The organism is Kitasatospora sp. NPDC005856 (assembly GCF_040629945.1).
In the GTDB taxonomy this organism is placed as follows: domain Bacteria; phylum Actinomycetota; class Actinomycetes; order Streptomycetales; family Streptomycetaceae; genus Kitasatospora.
Genome location: NZ_JBEXWT010000001.1, coordinates 475,356 through 492,176 on the forward strand (window position 1 = coordinate 475,356; position 16,821 = coordinate 492,176).

Consider the following 16,821-nt stretch of genomic DNA (forward strand, 5'->3'; position numbering starts at 1 on the left):
TCTGCCGTCATCCGTTACCGGGTCGGCTTGGTGATCAGCAGCTCCGTGTTGTGGTCCGTGCCCGTACCCAGCAGGGACGTCACCCGGCCGTTCGGGTCGTTGTACGACAGCTCGCGGTAGAGCGCCGCGAGGTTGGCGTCCGAGGTGCCGCCGAAGTCCGTCCCGTACGGTGCGGAGGACTCGATCAGCGTGGTGAACAGCGAGAGCGTGCCGTCCCCGTTGTCCGCGATCTCGATGATCCGCCCGTGCTGCGGGTAGTCGATGTGCGAGGCGGTGTTGATCTCCCAGAACGCCCGCTCCGGCACCGCGTGGCCGTGCGGCGTGATCTTGTTCGCGTGAGTGTGCCCGTTCACCCACGCGACCACGTTCGGGTAGCGCTGGAGCAGCGCCACCAGCTCGTTGCCGTCGTGCCGCCCCTCGAAGATGTTGCGCGGGTCCGGCAGCAGGTTGCCCATCGAGCCGCTGGTGTGGTGGCTGAAGAGGAGGATCAGCTCGTCCGTGCTCCCACCCGTCACCCGGCGCCCGTCGGCGTCGTACCAGTGCCCGCTGTGCGCCTGCAACTGCTGCTCCAGCCACCGCAGTTGCGCGGTGCCCAGCGAACCGTCGGCGAACCCGGCCTGGTTGGTGGTGTCCAGGCTGATGCCGACCACCTTCTCCGAGATGCGGAAGGCGTAGTAGAGCTTGCCGCTGTTGACCATGTCCGAGGTGAAGCCGTGCCCGTACGGGCCGGCGCCGGTGACCGCCGGGTTCAGGTGGGCCTTGGCGAACTCCTTGAGCGTGAACGGCTTGCGGCGCTGGTCCGGGGTGATCTCGCGCACGAGGTCGCCGCTGGCGATCAGCTTCGCCAGCAGCAGCACGGCGCCCGCCGGGTCGCGGCGCAGCGAGTCCATCAGCTGGGCGGCCGTGGCGTCGTCGCAGCCCTCCAGCTTGAACCGGCCGGTGTACAGGTCGTTCAGCAGCCCGAAGTCCGGCAGCGTGCCCTCGATGCTGTCGTCGTGGTTGCCGACCGTGGTGTACCAGGGCGTGCGCAGGCCCGGCGCGTCGAAGGGGCGGCCGGCGGCGGACAGGAAGCCGGGTATCTGCGGGAAGCCCTGTGCCTTGTAGCCGTCGTTGTAGGAGAGTTCGGGGTTCCAGTAGGCGGCGTTGCCGGAGTTCTGCACGCCTTCGTAGCGGCTGGGGTCGCCGGTGTTCTGGGCCAGCCGGCCGCCGCCCATGACCTTGAGGTACCAGTCGAGTTCGGCGACCTCGTGGTTGTCCGTGTTGTCGCCGGTGGCCATCACCATGCTGAACGGCATCCCGGTGTAGGGGCCGCCGGCGAGCGAGTTGACCCGCTCGACGAGGGCCGAGACACCGCGGGCGTTCAGGGCCTCCTGCGGCCGGTACGCGCTGCCGTTGAGCTTCGCCAGGTACTCGAAGCGCACCGGGGACTCGGTGTCCACCAGGTGCAGGTCGCTGAACTGGACGAAGCTGGCGAGGCCGGTCCGGCGGTCGTCCCGTCCGGCGGTCGCCGACGCCAGGTCGCCGCGCACCACCAGCGGCCAGCCCGGTCCGGCCGTCAGCCGCTTGTAGCCGCCGGTGCCGACCGGGGTGGCCACCTGCTCCAGCGTGGTCCCGGTGATCGTGACCGCCCGCGCGGCCGTCGTCGCGAGCGCCTGGTCGCGCGTCGCCGCCGAGGCGAACTGCGCGCCGCCCAGCGACAAGGCCGACCAGGCGGCGGCCACCGACGTACCGGTGAGGAACGTACGCCGACTCATCCCTGCCACAAAAACCCCCATGCTGATGGCCCGGCGAGGCTCGTCGACCCCGGCCGGGTCCCACGTCTGTCATGAACCCGCTTCTGGCGGACCGCCAGATTACTCACTGGTAGGCATGGTGGGCGAGGCCCGTGCAGAGAACTCTTCGGGAACGCCGGGCGGCACTCCTCCGCAGCTCATGCACGGGATTCCTCCGCGCCGCGCGCGACGCGGGCGCCGCCGCCCCGGTGGGGTGCCGCCACCCCGGTCGGGCGCCGCCACCCCGGTCGGGCCCCACCCGGCCCGGTGAGGGAAAATCGGCGGCGGCGGCCGGTGCGGCCGGCGGAGCGGAGCAGGACGGCGCGGGTGCCGTCGGAAACGGGGCGCAGGTGGTCGCAGCGGGAGCCGAGGCGGGAGCCGGAGCGGGAGGCCGGGCCGGTCAGCTGAAGAGCAGCGGCCTGCGGCCCGGCTGGACGACGGGCGCCTGCGCCACCGCGGCCACCAAGGCCGCGTACACCGCGCTGCTCACCGGCGAGTTCCCGGACCCGGTGGTCATCACCCTGCCCAAGGGTCAGCAGCCGGCCTTCGCCCTCGCCGCCGAGGAGCTGACCGTCGGCGGCGAGCCGGCCGGCGGTGCGGAACCGACGGTCGGCACGCGTCCGGTCGATGGCACGGAGGGTGCGGCCGCCTCCCGCAGGCGCCTTGCCGCCATGGTCGGGGTGGTCAAGGACGCGGGCGACGACCCCGACGTCACCCACGGCGCGCTGATCCGCGCGACCGTGCGGCCCGGCGCGCCCGGCACGGGAGTGGTGTTCCGGGCCGGTCCCGGGGTGGGGACGGTCACCAAGGCCGGTCTGCCGCTGCCCGTCGGCGAGCCCGCCATCAACCCGGTGCCCCGGCAGATGATCCGGGACGCCGTCGCCGAGGTGGCCGCCGCGCACGGTGGCAGCGGGGACGTGGTGGTGGAGGTCTCGGTCGACCACGGCGAGGAGATCGCCCGCTCCACCTGGAACCCCCGGCTCGGCATCCTCGGCGGCCTGTCCATCCTCGGCACGACCGGAGTGGTCGTCCCCTACTCCTGCTCGGCCTGGATCGATTCGATCCGCCGCGGGGTGGACGTGGCCCGGGCGGCGGGGCGCACCCATGTGGCCGGCTGCACCGGGTCGACCTCGGAGAAGGTCGCGGTGGCGGAGCACGGGCTGCCCGAGGACGCGCTGCTGGACATGGGCGACTTCGCCGGTGCCGTGCTCAAGTACCTCAAGCGCCACCCGGTGCCCCGGCTGACCATCGCGGGCGGCTTCGCCAAGCTGTCCAAGCTCGCGGCCGGCCACCTCGACCTCCACTCGGCGCGCTCCCAGGTGGACAAGGGGTACCTGGCCGACCTGGCCCGCCGGGGCGGGGCCGACGAGGCGCTGGTCGGGGCGGTCGCGGGCGCCAACACCGCACTGGAGGCGGTGCAGTTGTGCCGGGCGGCCGGGGTGCCGCTCGGGGACCTGGTCGCCGAGGCGGCCCGGGCGACGGCGCTCGGCGTGCTGCTGGGTTCGCCGGTCGCGGTGGACGTCATCTGCATCGACCGCGCGGGCACCGTCGTCGGCCGGGCGGAGCCGCTCGGGCCGTGACGATGTCACGACTGTCATCGCCGTGCGACAACCTCACCTGGTGATGTGAAGAACTGACGTCCATACGGGGCGAGAAACGGACAAATGGAGCAGTGTGTCGACCCCCCGTTCTGTCGCCATCTCAGTCATGAGATATCGTCTGGCGAGTGACAGGCGACTACCTCACCCGTATCGGCACCCTCATCCGTACCGCGCGCCAGCACCGCGGCTGGTCCCAGGCACAGCTCGGAGAGGCCCTCGGAACCAGCCAGAGCGCGGTCAACCGCATCGAACAGGGCAAGCAGAACGTCAGCCTTGAGATGATCGCCCGCATCGGCGAAGCCCTCGACAGCGAGATCGTCTCCCTCGGTTACTCCGGACCGATGCACCTGCGCGTCGCCGGCGGTACCCGGCTCTCCGGCGCGATCGACGTCCGCAGCAGCAAGAACGCCTGCGTGGCGATCCTCTGCGCCTCCCTGTTGACCACCGGCCGCACCACGATCCGCAGCGTCGCCCGGATCGAGGAGGTCTACCGCATCCTCGAGGTGCTCACCAGCATCGGCGTCAAGAGCCGCTGGATCAACGAGGGCCGCGACCTCGAGCTCACCCCGCCCGCCGAGCTGGACATCGCGGCGATGGACGTCGAGGCGGCCCGCCGCACCCGCAGCGTGCTGATGTTCCTCGGCCCGCTGATGCACCGCGCCCAGCGCTTCGCCATCCCCTACGCGGGCGGCTGCGACCTCGGCACCCGCACCGTGCAGCCCCACCTGACCGCGCTGCGCCGCTTCGGCCTGGAGGTCGCCACGACCGGCGGCGCCTACCACGCCTCGGTCGAGCCGGGCGCCCCGATGGACCGCCCGATCGTCCTGACCGAGCGCGGGGACACCGTCACCGAGAACGCCCTGCTGGCCGCCGCCCGGCACGACGGCGTCAGCGTCATCCGCAACGCCTCGCCCAACTACATGGTCCAGGACCTCTGCTTCTTCCTGGAGAAGCTGGGCGTGAGGATCGAGGGCATCGGCACCACCACCCTCACCGTGCACGGCGTCCCGGAGATCACCTGCGACGTCGACTACACCCCGGCCGAGGACCCGGTGGAGGCGATGAGCCTGCTGGCCGCCGCCGTCGTCACCTCCTCCGAGCTGACCATCCGCCGGGTACCGATCGAGTTCCTGGAGATCGAGCTCGCCGTGCTGGAGGGCATGGGCCTCGACTACGACCGCACGCCCGAGTACCGGGCCCACAACGGTCACACCCGGCTGGTCGACCTCACCGTGCGCCCGTCCAAGCTGACCGCGCCGATCGACACCATCCACCCGATGCCGTTCCCCGGCATCAACATCGACAACGTGCCGTTCTTCGCCGCCATCGCCGCGGCCGCGCACGGCACCACGATGATCCACGACTGGGTGTACGACAACCGGGCGATCTACCTGACCGAGCTGACCCGGCTCGGCGCCGACGTCAAGCTCCTCGACCCGCACCGCGTGCTGGTCCAGGGCCCGACCCGCTGGCGCGCCGCCGAGATGATGTGCCCGCCGGCCCTGCGCCCCGCCGTGGTCATCCTGCTCGCCATGCTCGCCGCCAAGGGCACCTCCGTGCTGCGCAACGTCTACGTCATCAACCGCGGCTACGAGGACCTCGCCGAGCGCCTGAACTCCATCGGCGCCCAGATCGAGACCTTCCGCGACATCTGACGGTCCGTCATGCTGCCGGCCGTCCTCACCCGTCGAGTTCGGCCAGCAGTGCGGCAACCTCCAGCCCGGTGTTCAGGTAGTCCACGAACACCGGGTTGTTCAGTGCCCAGGGCGAGCGCCGCTCCCGGACCAGCCGGACCGCCTCGCCGCTCTCGTGGCCGAGGCCGATCAGCGCCTGCGCCACCACCAGGCCCGAGCGGTTGTACCCCGAGTGGCAGCGCACCAGCGTCCGCCGGCCCCGGCGGACGGCAGCCGCGGTGAGCTCGGCCGCCTCCTGTACGGCGAGCAGCTGACCGTGGGCGAGCGGAGCGTCGGGCACCTCCTGGACGAGGTGCTCCACCCCCGGTGCCGGACCGTGCCCGGGGTGCGTGTACAGGCTGACGACCAGGTCGAACTCTGCCCCCACGATCACGAGTTCCAGCTCACCACCGGGCGGGGTGAAGTAGTGCCCGCCCATCCAGAGCCCGGGGACGATCTCGTTCCACGGCTCGGACGGCCCGGGGGTGTCGCGCTCCTTCTGGCGGGTCCGCACTTCCTGCTCACTCCCTCGCTGCCGGCGCTGCTCCGGCTCTGTTCGGCGGCCCTCCGGAGCTACTCGCCAGTGGCGCCGTCGAGGTGCTCGCGGAGGAGATCGGCGTGGCCGTTGTGGCGGGCGTACTCCTCGATCATGTGGGTGAGGATCCAGCGGAGCGAGAAGACCTCGTCGCCGTAGTGGCCCAGGGCGTCCAACGACTCCGCGGCGGCCACGAGTTCCCTGGCGTGGTCGCACTCGCGGCGCCAGATCGCGAAGGCCTCGTCGGGGTCGGCGGTGTCGGCGTCGAACTCGGCGAAGGAGCCGTCCGGGTGCTTCCAGAAACCGGGCACGCCCTCCTTGTTGAGGACATTGCGGAACCAGCTGCGCTCCACCTCGGCGAGGTGGCGGACCAGCCCGAGCAGGGAGAGCCCGGACGGTTCCAGCACGCGGGCGCGGAGCTGCTCCGCGGTGAGCCCCGCGCACTTCATCGCGAGGGTGTCGCGCTGGTAGTCCAGGAACCCTGCCAGGGTGGTGCGTTCGTCGGCGGTGCGAGGGGTCTGCGTGCGCTGATCATCACTCATCGGACCATCCTGCCCGCCAGCGGACGGGACCGCCCGCGATTTCTCCGGGGCCCGTGCGGAGGTCCGGCGCGGTGAGACCGGCCCGGCGTCGGCCGGCCGGTGGCGATCCTTCCGGAGGGCCGACCTGCCGGAAGGGCGTCAACCGGCGCTTTCCCCGGCCGGGTTCGGGCCGTACGCCCGCCCTGTGACGCCGGGAGGGGCGATCTGCTGTCGCCGGATCGCGCGGCTGCGGCGGCTGCCACGGCTGCGGTGGTCACGGCGGCTGCGGCGGTCACGGCGGCTGCGGCGGTCACAGCGGCGAACCGTGGTCGCCGTGCGCCCTACCGCAGTTGCTCCAGCCAGCGCAGCGCGCCCGGGACGTCGGATGCGACCGGTACGCCGTCCGGGACGGGCGGGCGCTCCACGATGATCACGGGCAGGCCGAGTCCGCGGGCGGCGGTCAGTTTGGGGGAGGTCGCGGCGCCGCCGCTGTCCTTGGTGACCAGGACGTCGATGTCGTGCCTGCGCAGCAGCGCCTCCTCATCCGCGATCGTGAACGGGCCGCGGTCCAGCAGGACTTCGAACGAGGGCGGAAACGGCGGCTCGGGCGGGTCCACCGAGCGGGCGAGGAAGTGGACCCCGTCGAGGTGGGCGAAGGCGGCGACGCTCTGCCGACCGGTGGTGAGGAAGACCCGCTCGCCGCGCCGGGGCAGCAGGTCGGCCGCCGCGGCGAGGGAGGGGACGGGGAGCCAGCGGTCGCCGTCTACCCGGGTGAAGCCGGGGCGGCGCAGCACCAGCAGGGGGACGCCGGTGGCGGCGGCCGCGAGGGCGGCGTTCCGGGAGATGCCGGCGGCGAACGGGTGGGTGGCGTCCACCACCGCGTCCACCTGCTCAGCGCGCAGCCAGTCGGCCAGGCCCTCCGGTCCGCCGAAGCCGCCGATCCGCACCTCCCCGGCGGGGAGCCGGGGTCGGGCGACCCGGCCGGCCAGCGAACTGGTGACCCGCTGCGCGGTCGGGGCGAGTTCGGCGGCCAGCGTCCGCCCTTCGGTGGTCCCGCCGAGGATCAGGACGTGCCGCATCACGCCCCGCAGGGCTCGTGCGGGCGCTCGCGCTCCGACGAGTAGAGGTGGCTGTCGCGGAACTGCTGGGCGGCCAGCGTGCGGCCGACGATGATGACGGCGGTGCGGACCACGCCGGCCGCCTTGACCTGCTCGGCGATGTCGCCGACGGTGCCGCGCAGCACCAGCTCGTCGGGGCGGCTGGCCATCGCGACCACGGCGGCCGGGCAGTCGGCGCCGTAGTGCGGGAGCAGCTGCTCGACCACGTCGTCCACGTACCCGGCGGCCAGGTGCAGTACCAGCAGGGCGCCGCTGCGGCCGAGGGTGGCGAGGTCCTCGCCCTCGGGCATCGGGGTGGCGCGCTTGGCGATCCGGGTGAGGATGACGGTCTGGCCGACGGTCGGGACGGTCAGTTCCCGCTTCAGCGCGGCCGCGGCGGCGGCGAAGGCGGGCACGCCGGGGACCACCTCGTACGGCACGCCGGCCGCGTCCAGGCGGCGCATCTGCTCGGCGACGGCGGAGAAGACCGACGGGTCGCCGGAGTGCAGCCGGGCCACGTCCTGGCCGGCCTCGTGCGCGGCGACCAGCTCGGCGGTGATCTGGTCCAGGTTGAGCTGCGCGGTGTCGATCAGGCGGGCGCCGGGCGGGCACTCGTCCAGCAGCTCGCGCGGGACGAGGCTGCCCGCGTACAGGCAGACCTCGGCACGGGCCAGGATGCGCTGGCCGCGCAGGGTGATCAGGTCGGCGGCGCCCGGGCCGGCTCCGATGAAGTGGACGGTCACGAGGCGTTCTCCTGAGGGGTTTCGGGCTTGCGGGTGTCGGCCTCGCCGTCGGGCTTGACGGCCGACCACTGGGTGACGGGCATGGCCTGGCGCCACCCGGTGAAGCCGCCCACCGGGACGGCGTGGGCGACGGCGAGTTTGACGAGTTCCCCGCCATGGCGCCGGTACCACTCGGTGAGCAGTGCCTCGGACTCCAGCGTCACGGTGTTGGCGACGATCCGGCCGCCCGGGCGCAGCGCGGTCCAGCAGGCGTCCAGCAGGCCGGGCGCGGTGAGGCCGCCACCGATGAACACGGCGTCGGGGGCGGGGAGTCCGGTGAGCGCGTCGGGGGCGGGGCCGGTCACCACGCGGAGCCGGGGCACCCCGAGTGCGGCCGCGTTGCGGGCGATCCGCTCGGCCCGCACCGGGGTGCGCTCGATGCTGACGGCCCGGCAGTCGCGGTGGGCACGCAGCCACTCGATGGCGATCGAGCCGGAGCCGCCGCCGACGTCCCAGAGCAGCTCGCCGGGGGAGGGCGCCAGCGTGGCGAGGGTCGCGGCGCGGACGTGGCGCTTGGTGAGCTGGCCGTCGCTCTCGTACGCGGCGTCGGGCAGGCCGGGGACGAGGGAGGCGCGGGGGCCGTCGCCGAGGTCGACGGCGATGACGTTCAGCGGGTCGCCGGGCGGGTGTGGCCAGCCGTCGGCGGGGCCGTCGAGGTGGCGTTCGGCGGGGGCGCCGAGCTGTTCGAGCACCCGCAGACGGGCGCTGCCGTAGCCGCGGGCGGTGAGCAGTCCGGCGACGGCGGCCGGGGTGGCGGCGTCGGCGCTGAGCACCAGCAGGCGGCGGCCGGGATGGAGGACCAGGGAGAGCGTGTCGAGCGGCCGGCCGACCAGGCTGACCACTTCGGTGGCCTCCAGCGGCCAGCCGAGCCGGGCGCAGGCGTAGGAGACGGAGGAGGGGTGCGGCAGGACGCGCAGGCGTTCGGCACCGACGGTCTCGGCGAGGGTGCGGCCGATGCCGTAGAACATCGGATCGCCGCTGGCCAGGACGGCGACGCGGCGGCCGGCGTGGGCGGCGAGCAGCCCGGGGACGGCGGGGCGCAGCGGGGACGGCCAGGGGACGCGCTCGGCGGTGACCTCGTCGTGGGGGAGCAGGTCCAGCTGGCGGGGGCCGCCGACGACCGTCTCGGCCTCCCGCAGCGCGGCCCGGGAGCCGGCGGCGAGGCCGGGCCAGCCGTCCGCCCCGATCCCGACGACGGTGATCGGAGGTGGCAGCTCGGGCACCGGTGGCTCCTCGTCGGTCGACAGGCCGTGAGTAGGAAATCTGACAGCCGGGGCAGCCTACCTGGCGGTCTGTGCGAGGTCGGGCGGGGGATGACAGCCGACAGCCGACAGCGGACGACGGGCAGCGGACAGCTGACGGCCGACAGATTTCAGACGACAGACAACAGATGACAGATGACAGATTTCAAACTCTGTTCGCCGTCACCTGTCACCCCTCGCCCGCCCCCCAGTCCCCCGACTCGATCAGCGCCGGCCGCTCCCGCAGTCGCGCCTCGGCCCTCGGCCCGGCGAGGTACACCCAGGCCTCCCTCAGCTCGCCCGCCGCCGTCCGTACCGCCATCCGCCGCCGTACGTACAGCCCGGTCCCGTCCGGCCGGCAGTCCTCCAGCCGGTCCAGGGCCTCCAGGGCTCCGGCGTACGCGCCCGGGCGTACGGTGACGAGTTCACCCAGGATCCGGTGCCCGGGCGCCGGATCCCGCACCGCGTACGGGAAGCCGGGGCCGTCGTGCAGCGCGGCGCCCTCCAGGACCGCCGGCCGGATGTCGGCGCAGCGTCCGGCCAGGTGGACGGCATGGTTGCGGCCGCCACTGCGCAGCGTGCCGTACACGAAGAACGGCAGGGCCTCCTCGGACGCGGACACGGGTGCGACCTCCTCGCTGGGGAGCGCCCACCGTACGTCCTGCGGTCCGGCTTCCGATACCGACTGGCGCACCGGGCCTCCATGCGCTGTCATGTCGGATGTTCGGCCAGCACCGTCCAAGGGGGACACCCATGACATCGCCTGCTTCGCCCTCCCAACCGGCCTCGACCCCCGGCTCCGCCCCAGACGTTCCCGCCACCGCAACCGACGTCGCCGTCGATGCCGCCACCACCGAGGCCGCCACCACCGACGCCGCCGCCACCGCCGAGGCCACGGTCAAGGCCAAGGCGGCCCCCACCCGCGCCCCCCGCCTCGGCGGCGCCGTCTGGCTGGCTCTCCTGGTGGTCTACATCGTCTGGGGTTCGACCTACCTCGCGATCCGGGTCGCGGTGGAGACGATGCCCTCCTTCCTCTCCGCCGCCGCCCGCTTCCTCGTCGCCGGCCTGCTGCTGGTCGGCTACCTCCTGGTCCGCCAGGGCCCGGCGGGCCTGAAGGTGACCGGGCGACAGCTGGCCTCCTCCGCCCTGGTCGGCCTGCTGCTGCTGACCGGCGGCAACGGCCTGGTGGTCCTGGGCGAGACCTCCGTCCCCTCCGGCCTGGCCGCCCTGCTGGTGGCCGCGGTCCCGCTGTGGATGGTGGTGCTCACGGCGGCCGGCGGCGAGCGCCCGAGGGTCGCCGAGCTGGCCGGGGTGCTGCTCGGACTGGTCGGCCTCGGCGTCCTGTCGGCTCCCGCGATCGGCGGGTCGGTGGAGCCGGTCGGGGTGATCCTGATCATCGTCGCCACCGTGCTCTGGGCGACCGGCTCCTTCGTGACCAAGAAGATCCCGATGCCCGGCAACGTGCTGGCTGCGAGTGCCTACCAGATGCTGGCCGGTGGAACCGCCGACCTGCTGGTCGGACTGGGCCGGGGTGAGCACCACGGGCTGGACCTCGGGGCGATCTCCGGCCGCTCCTGGGTGGCCCTCGCCTACCTGGTGATGTTCGGCTCGCTGCTCGCCTTCACCGCGTACGCCTGGCTGCTGCGCTCCGCCCCGCTGACCCTGGTGGGCACCTACGCCTATGTGAACCCGGTGGTCGCGGTGCTGCTGGGCTGGCTGATCCTGGCCGAACCGCTGACCGGCCCGACCCTCGCGGGCGGCGCGATCGTGGTGGCGGGCGTCTGTCTGGTGGTGAGCGTCAGCCGGGGTTCGGGCCGTTCGTCGCGCGCCGGGAGCCCGGCCCGCCCGGCACGGGAGCCGTCCACCCGCAGGTGAGCCCGGCCCACCACCGCGCCCCGGACACGACGTCGCACGAGGTGCGCAACGCTTCACGGCGGCCCGCCCCCGCGCTTCCGGCTCGCGTGGGCGGGGCGGGGCGGGCCGCCCGAGGTGCGGCTCAGAAGGCGTACGGCGGCTTGCCCGTCCACCAGTTGCCGGGCGCGTCCGGGTCGCGGCTGGTCCAGTACTCGATGATCGCGGTGGTGAACTCGTCCGCGGAGAGCACGCCGTCGCCGTCGGTGTCGAGGTGGCGGAAGGCTTCGTCGGCGTCGTCGCGGGAGAGGCCGACGAAGTGGCCGCGCTGGAAGACGAAGAACTCGCCGGCGTCCACCGTCCCGCTGCGGTCGGCGTCGGCGACGGAGAGGAAGGCCTCGGCGAGCGCGCCGAGGATGTCGCGCGCGGCCTCGGGGTCGTCGGCGAGCGAGCTGGTCGAGGTGACGAACTGCTGGCGGGTGATCGCCTCGGTGCCGGCGGGCAGCCGGGCGAGGTGCAGGTCGTGCCAGGTCGTCAGGTAGGCACGGACTATCACGGCCTCCGCCTCGGAGCCCTCCTGATGGCCGAGCGAGCGGGCTACCGAGAGGCCCATCAGGACGTGGTCCCGCTCGGTGAGCAGGCCGTCGCCGTCGGCGTCGAGGTGATCGAAGCCGTGGTTGATCTTTGCGATGAGCAGGTCGTCCGACAAATGTGCCCCCTCGGTTGGTGATTCCTTGCCCGGGTCTCCTACGTCACATCGCCTGCACGCTAGCGCCTTGAGCCGGACCGGCGCAGCCGAACGAATGGCGAACGACCTGCCCGTTCACACCCACGTCACCCATTCGGCCGCTCCCGCACGACCCACCCGTTCACTCGCACGACCCGCCCGCCCGACCCGCCCGCCCGGGCCACCCGCCGAGCGGGGCCACCCGGTCACCCCCCCCGTGCCACCCGGCCACTCCCGAGCGGCGTCACCCGGTTGCCCGCCGGGCGCGGTGCCACCCAGGCCCCCGGACGCCTCGACCGGCTCAGTGCACCGCCGCCAGCAACTCCCGCGTGTAGTCGGTGTGCGGGGCCTCGAACAGCTGGTCCCGGTCGGTGGACTCGACCAGCCGGCCCCGGTGCATCACCGCCACCCGGTCGCAGAAGTGCCGCACCACCGCGAGGTCGTGGGAGACGAACAGGAAGGCGACGCCGAGCCGTTCGCGCAGCTCCATCAGCAGGTTGAGCACCTGGGCCTGCACCGACACGTCGAGCGCGGACACCGGCTCGTCGGCGATGATCAGTCGCGGCTGCGAGGCCAGCGCCCGGGCGATGCCGATCCGTTGGCGCTGCCCGCCGGAGAACTCGTGCGGGTAGCGGTCCAGGTGCCGGGCCTCCAGCCCGACCTGCTCCAGTAGCTCGACGGAGCGCTCCCGCCGCTCGGCCGGGCCCAGCGAGGTGTGCAGGCGCAGCGGGGTGTCCAGGGTCCGGCCGATGGTCCGGCGGGGGTTGAGCGAGGCGTACGGGTCCTGGAAGACCAGCTGGACCTCCCGGCTGAGCCGCTTGCGCAGCTCCCGGTCCGGCCGGGTGACGTCCTGTCCGTCGTACGACACCCTGCCCCCGGTGGGTCGTTGCAGTCCGGCCAGGACCCGCGCGGTGGTGGACTTCCCCGAGCCGGACTCGCCGACCAGCCCGAGCGTCTCACCGGGGGCGATGCGCAGGCCGACGCCCTCGACCGCCCGGACCGGTTCGGCCCGCAGACCGGGGAAGCGCCCCTGCCCGGTGAGCTTCCGCCGCCCCGGGAAGTGCACGGACAGGTCGTCCACCTCGACCAGCCACCGCTCGGGACGCTCGACGCTCCGCGGCCGGAACGTCCGCGACGGCGTCGGCTCGTCCACCGTCGGCAGGGCGGTGCCCGGCACCGAGTCCAGCCGGAGTGCCGCGCCCACCAGCGCCCGGGTGTACGGCTCGCGCGGTGCGGCCAGCAGTTCGGCGGTCGTCGCGGACTCGATCGCGACTCCGCCGCGCAGCACCAGCGTGCGGTCCGTCGTCCCGGCGACCACGCCCAGGTCGTGGCTGACCAGCAGCACCGCCGTCCCGTGCTCGCGCTGCAACTCGCCGAGCAGGTCCAGGACCTGGCGCTGGACGCGGGCGTCCAGGGCGGTGGTCGGCTCGTCCGCGATGAGCAGCCGGGGGTCGTTCATCAGCGCCATCGCGATCATCACGCGCTGGCGCATGCCGCCGGAGAACTGGTGCGGGTAGTCGCCCGCCCGGGCCGCCGCGATGCCGACCCGGTCGAGCATCTCGGCCGCCCGCCGGCCGGCCTCGGCGCGGCCCGTGCCCGGGTGGTGAAGCCGGTACATCTCGGCGAGCTGGGCGCCCACGGCGTGGAAAGGGCTGAGCGAGGTGAGCGCGTCCTGGAAGACCAGCGCGGCCCGTCCGCCCCGCACCCCGCGCAGTGCGGACTCCTCGGCGCCGACGATCTCCTGCCCGCCCAGCCGGATCGAGCCGGTGACGGTGGTGGTGCGCGGGTCGTGCAGGCCGAGGACGGCGAGTCCGACGGTCGACTTGCCGGATCCCGACTCGCCCACCAGGCCCAGGACTTCACCCGGCGCGAGGTCGAAGGAGAGGTTCCGGACGGCGGTCACCGGTGCGCCGCCGCGCGGGTCGGCGAAGGCGACGGTCAGATCGCGGACGCTCAGCACGGGTTCGACGGCCTTCGCCGAGCTGCCCCGTGTTTCCGCGCCGCTCCGCGCTGCCGCGGTCCGCACGCCGTCCCCCGGCACGGTGGATTTCATCGAAGGACTCCCCATCAGCTCAGCCGCACACGCGGGTCGAGCCAGGCGACCGCGAGGTCGGCCAGCGCGACGAACAGCACCATGAAGCAGGCGGCCAGCAGTACCGCCCCGACCACGGCGGGCAGGTCCTGCCCGGCGACGGCCTCCGCCGCGAACCGCCCGACCCCGTTGAGCCCGAACACCGTCTCGGTGATCACGGCTCCGCCGAGCAGTACCCCGGCCTCCAGCCCGATCAGCTGCACCAGCGGCCCGGCGGCACCGCGCGAGGTGTACTTGAGGTGGGCGCGCAGCCGTCCGAGGCCCTTGCCGCGGGCCGTGCGGACGTACTCCTCGTTCATCGTCTCCAGCAGCTGCGAGCGCGAAAGCCGGGCGAACACCGCCGAGTTGACGAAGCCGAGGACGAACCAGGGGAGCAGCATCCCGCCCGCCCAGGCGGCCGGGTCGTCGGCCGGCGGGGTGTAGGAGGGCAGCGGCAGCAGCCCGGTGGAGTACACCAGCAGCCACTGCGCGACGTACCCGAGGAAGTAGATCTGCACGCTCGCGCCGACCAGGGTGAAGCCGGAGAGCAGCCGGTCGGTGCGCCGCCCGTGCCGCAGCGCGGAGACGAACCCGGTGCCGAGGCCGAACACCAACAGGACGGCGAGCGCCCCGGCGGTCAGCGAGAGGGTGACGGGCAGGTGGTCGGCCAGCGCCTCGGTGACGGGCTGGTGCAGCCGGTAGGAGTAGCCGAGGCAGGGGGCGTCGCAGTGGATGGTCGAGCCGTCCACGTCGCCGATGTCCCGCCCGGCGACCACTCCGACCAGGTAGTCGGTGTACTGGGTGAGCAGCGGCTGGTCCAGGCCCATGCTCTGGCGCACCGCCGCGACCTGCCCGCTGTCGCAGCGCGGGCCGCAGGCGGCGCGGGCCGGGTCGGCGGGCGCGGCGTAGAAGAGGGCGAAGGCGGCGGCGGAGACCGCGACCAGGACCGCGAGGGCCTGGGCGGTCCGCCGCAGGACGAAGGAGAGCATGGCCGATCCGGGGTCGACGTGACGGGGAGGCGGAAGGACGCAGGAGGACGCGGGTGGGCAGAAGACGGAAGGCCGAGGAAGCCGGGCCCGCTCTCGCTCCGCCGTGGAACGCGGGCAACGCGACGATCGCGAGCAACACGAGCAACACGAGCAACACGAGCAACACGGAACGGGAGCGGGCCCCGGCAGTCAGGACTTCAGGTACAGCCAGGCGAGCGAGACGGTCCCGTAGATCGGGTGGACGAACGCCCCGCCGACGTTGCTGCCGCGCAGCTGGTTGACCGTCGGGTAGGCGAACGGCAGCACCGGCACGTCCTTCATCACGGTCTGCTCCAGCGCGTACAGCTCCTTCGCCTTCGCGCGCGGTTCGCCGATCTGGTTGATCCGGTCGATCTCCTTGTCGACCTCCGGATTGCGGTAGCGCGCGGAGTTGATGTCGCTGCCGGCCCGGCCGTCGAAGGAGAACGGGACGAGGGTGGACGGGGTCGGCCAGTCGACCGAGCTGGTCTCCTCGAACAGGTCGTACGGGGAGTCGGCGCGGTGCACCTCGTCCAGGAAGGCCTTGGGGTCGACCGGCTTGGGCACGACGGTGATGCCGGCCTTGCCGAAGCCCTCGACCAGCACCTGCGCGACGCGTTGCCCGGTCGGGGTGTTCTTGTAGGCGTAGGTCAGGCTCCCGGGCGCCTGCTTGGCCTTGGCGAGCGCGGCCTTGGCGGCCTCCGGGTCGCCCTCGGGCTTGACCGGGTAGAGGTCGTACTTCTGGTAGTCGATCAGCGCGGGCGAGCTGAGCGTGGTGGCGAGTTCGCCGGTTCGGGCGCCGCCCTGGACCTGGCGGGCCTGCTGGCGCGGGTAGGCCAGGTGCAGGGCCTTGCGGACCTCGACGTCCGGCACCCGCTCGTTGTTGATCATCAACTGGGTGACGAAGGCGCCCTGCCGCCCGGAGACCACCAGTTCCCTGGCCTTCGGGTCGGTGTCGGTGGTCTGGTACAGCTCGGCGGAGAGGGTGTCGGCGGCGGTGGTGGCGTTGGCGCCGCCGTCCCGCCCGGAGAGGATCTCCTGGTTGAGGTTGAGCGCCTCCTTGCCGTACGTGAAGACGAACTTCTCCGGGTACTGGCTGCGGATCGGGTCGGTCTCGGGCTTCCACGCCGGGTTGCGCTCCAGCACCATGCGGGTGTTCTGGACGTGCTCGACGATCCGGTACGGGCCGGTGGCGAACGGAAGGCGGTCGTAGTCCGTCCCGGTGTCCTTGTCCCGGCGCACCGGCGAGGAGGAGGACTGCGCGGCCATGTACGGGACGTCGGCCTGCGGCTGCGGGAAGTGGAAGACGATGGTGCGCTCGTCCGGCGTCTCGATCGCGTCCAGGTCGCCGGCCTGCGGGCCCGCGTACTTGGCGCGCGCCGCCTCGTAGTTGGCCTCGCCGGTGAGCCACTGCGGCCAGTACGGCGGGCCGACCTCGTACCCCTTGCCGAAGGTGCGCTCGATGCCGTACTTGACGTCCTGGGAGGTGATCGGCTGCCCGTCCTCCCAGGAGACGCCCGGCTTGAGCCGGTACGTCCAGGTGCGACCGCCGTCGGCCGGGGTGCCGGTGTCGGTGGCCAGGTCGCCGACCAGCTTGGCCTTGCCGTCCACGACCTGGTACTGGGTCAGCTGGCGGCCCCAGAGCAGCGAGGCGTTGTAGGTGGCGCCCGCGTAGACCTTCTGCGGGTCGAGGTGGCGGAACTCGACGCTGTTGTACACGTTCACCGTGCCGCCCGCGCGGGCGCCGGGGACGGCCGGGGCCGGGCCGACGCTCTCCTGCTCGCTGCCCAGCACGGCGGTCAGCGGGGAGGTCTCCTTGGCGGAGGCTCCGGTGGTGCCGCCGGAGCCGGTGGTGCTGCCCGCGCCGGCCGAGCAGGAGGTCGCCAGCAGGGCGGTGGCGATGACGGCTAGGGACGGTCTGGTCCAGCGCATGGCGAATCTCT

General features: G+C 73.2%; 14 protein-coding genes. 3 read left to right on the forward strand and 11 right to left on the reverse strand.

Annotation, left to right across the window (positions count from 1 at the left end):
• Nucleotides 1-14: 14 nt before the first annotated feature.
• Nucleotides 15-1,754: a TIGR03767 family metallophosphoesterase gene (locus ABZ449_RS02030; protein WP_360338510.1), complete on the reverse strand. Its 1,740-nt coding sequence runs from the start codon at nucleotides 1,752-1,754 to the stop codon at nucleotides 15-17.
• Nucleotides 1,755-2,122: 368 nt separating this feature from the next.
• Here ABZ449_RS02030 and ABZ449_RS02035 point away from each other — a divergent pair, with 368 nt between their 5' ends.
• Together ABZ449_RS02035 and ABZ449_RS02040 are read left to right on the forward strand one after the other, a co-directional pair.
• Nucleotides 2,123-3,352 (forward strand): cobalt-precorrin-5B (C(1))-methyltransferase, encoded by a 1,230-nt coding sequence (locus tag ABZ449_RS02035; RefSeq protein WP_360338513.1) that lies wholly within the window; start codon nucleotides 2,123-2,125, stop codon nucleotides 3,350-3,352.
• A gap of 146 nt (nucleotides 3,353-3,498) precedes the next feature.
• The gene (locus tag ABZ449_RS02040; protein ID WP_360338516.1) at nucleotides 3,499-5,028 is read left to right on the forward strand and encodes a UDP-N-acetylglucosamine 1-carboxyvinyltransferase; all 1,530 of its coding nucleotides are present in this window, start codon (nucleotides 3,499-3,501) and stop codon (nucleotides 5,026-5,028) included.
• Nucleotides 5,029-5,053: 25 nt separating this feature from the next.
• On the opposite strand, the gene ABZ449_RS02045 is transcribed toward ABZ449_RS02040, so the two are convergent.
• From ABZ449_RS02045 to ABZ449_RS02070, 6 genes are all read right to left on the reverse strand, one after another.
• Nucleotides 5,054-5,560: a protein phosphatase gene (locus ABZ449_RS02045; RefSeq protein WP_360338519.1), complete on the reverse strand. Its 507-nt coding sequence runs from the start codon at nucleotides 5,558-5,560 to the stop codon at nucleotides 5,054-5,056.
• Between the two features lie 59 nt (nucleotides 5,561-5,619).
• Nucleotides 5,620-6,123 carry a DinB family protein gene (locus tag ABZ449_RS02050; RefSeq protein WP_360338522.1) on the reverse strand — a complete coding sequence of 168 codons (504 nt, stop codon included), beginning with the start codon at nucleotides 6,121-6,123 and terminating at the stop codon, nucleotides 5,620-5,622.
• Nucleotides 6,124-6,443: 320 nt separating this feature from the next.
• Nucleotides 6,444-7,184 (reverse strand): cobalt-precorrin-6A reductase, encoded by a 741-nt coding sequence (locus tag ABZ449_RS02055; RefSeq protein WP_360338525.1) that lies wholly within the window; start codon nucleotides 7,182-7,184, stop codon nucleotides 6,444-6,446.
• On the reverse strand, nucleotides 7,181-7,942 hold the full coding sequence (gene cobM / locus ABZ449_RS02060; protein WP_360338528.1) for a precorrin-4 C(11)-methyltransferase: 762 nt from the start codon (nucleotides 7,940-7,942) through the stop codon (nucleotides 7,181-7,183). Before cobM ends, ABZ449_RS02055 begins: the two co-directional genes overlap by 4 nt.
• Complete coding sequence (gene cbiE / locus ABZ449_RS02065) at nucleotides 7,939-9,204, reverse strand: precorrin-6y C5,15-methyltransferase (decarboxylating) subunit CbiE (protein WP_360338531.1); 1,266 nt, start codon at nucleotides 9,202-9,204, stop codon at nucleotides 7,939-7,941. Before cbiE ends, cobM begins: the two co-directional genes overlap by 4 nt.
• A gap of 208 nt (nucleotides 9,205-9,412) precedes the next feature.
• Nucleotides 9,413-9,844, reverse strand: coding sequence for a gamma-glutamylcyclotransferase family protein (locus ABZ449_RS02070; protein WP_360338534.1), 432 nt, complete (start codon nucleotides 9,842-9,844; stop codon nucleotides 9,413-9,415).
• Between the two features lie 131 nt (nucleotides 9,845-9,975).
• Between ABZ449_RS02070 and ABZ449_RS02075 the strand changes: the two genes are divergently transcribed.
• Nucleotides 9,976-11,097 carry an EamA family transporter gene (locus ABZ449_RS02075; protein ID WP_360338536.1) on the forward strand — a complete coding sequence of 374 codons (1,122 nt, stop codon included), beginning with the start codon at nucleotides 9,976-9,978 and terminating at the stop codon, nucleotides 11,095-11,097.
• Nucleotides 11,098-11,218: 121 nt separating this feature from the next.
• Here the strand turns inward: ABZ449_RS02075 and ABZ449_RS02080 are convergent, their stop codons facing one another.
• The 4 genes from ABZ449_RS02080 to ABZ449_RS02095 all read right to left on the reverse strand — a co-directional run bounded on the left by ABZ449_RS02080 (nucleotide 11,219) and on the right by ABZ449_RS02095 (nucleotide 16,810).
• The gene (locus tag ABZ449_RS02080) at nucleotides 11,219-11,782 is read right to left on the reverse strand and encodes an EF-hand domain-containing protein (protein ID WP_360338539.1); all 564 of its coding nucleotides are present in this window, start codon (nucleotides 11,780-11,782) and stop codon (nucleotides 11,219-11,221) included.
• Between the two features lie 319 nt (nucleotides 11,783-12,101).
• A complete protein-coding gene (locus ABZ449_RS02085) occupies nucleotides 12,102-13,853 on the reverse strand; it encodes an ABC transporter ATP-binding protein (RefSeq protein WP_360338542.1) in 1,752 nt (583 codons plus the stop codon).
• Nucleotides 13,854-13,867: 14 nt separating this feature from the next.
• Nucleotides 13,868-14,860 (reverse strand): ABC transporter permease, encoded by a 993-nt coding sequence (locus tag ABZ449_RS02090; protein ID WP_360338545.1) that lies wholly within the window; start codon nucleotides 14,858-14,860, stop codon nucleotides 13,868-13,870.
• A gap of 189 nt (nucleotides 14,861-15,049) precedes the next feature.
• Nucleotides 15,050-16,810, reverse strand: a complete 1,761-nt coding sequence (locus tag ABZ449_RS02095; protein WP_360338548.1) for an ABC transporter substrate-binding protein — start codon at nucleotides 16,808-16,810, stop codon at nucleotides 15,050-15,052.
• Nucleotides 16,811-16,821: the final 11 nt, after the last annotated feature.

Coding starts and splice junctions, on each gene's coding strand:
- ABZ449_RS02090 (WP_360338545.1), bottom strand. CDS start 14,860: ATGCTCTCCTTCGTCCTGCGGCGGACCGCCCAGGCCCTCGCGGTCCTG.
- ABZ449_RS02085 (WP_360338542.1), bottom strand. CDS start 13,853: ATGAAATCCACCGTGCCGGGGGACGGCGTGCGGACCGCGGCAGCGCGG.
- ABZ449_RS02050 (WP_360338522.1), bottom strand. CDS start 6,123: ATGAGTGATGATCAGCGCACGCAGACCCCTCGCACCGCCGACGAACGC.
- ABZ449_RS02075 (WP_360338536.1), top strand. CDS start 9,976: ATGACATCGCCTGCTTCGCCCTCCCAACCGGCCTCGACCCCCGGCTCC.
- ABZ449_RS02030 (WP_360338510.1), bottom strand. CDS start 1,754: ATGAGTCGGCGTACGTTCCTCACCGGTACGTCGGTGGCCGCCGCCTGG.
- ABZ449_RS02095 (WP_360338548.1), bottom strand. CDS start 16,810: ATGCGCTGGACCAGACCGTCCCTAGCCGTCATCGCCACCGCCCTGCTG.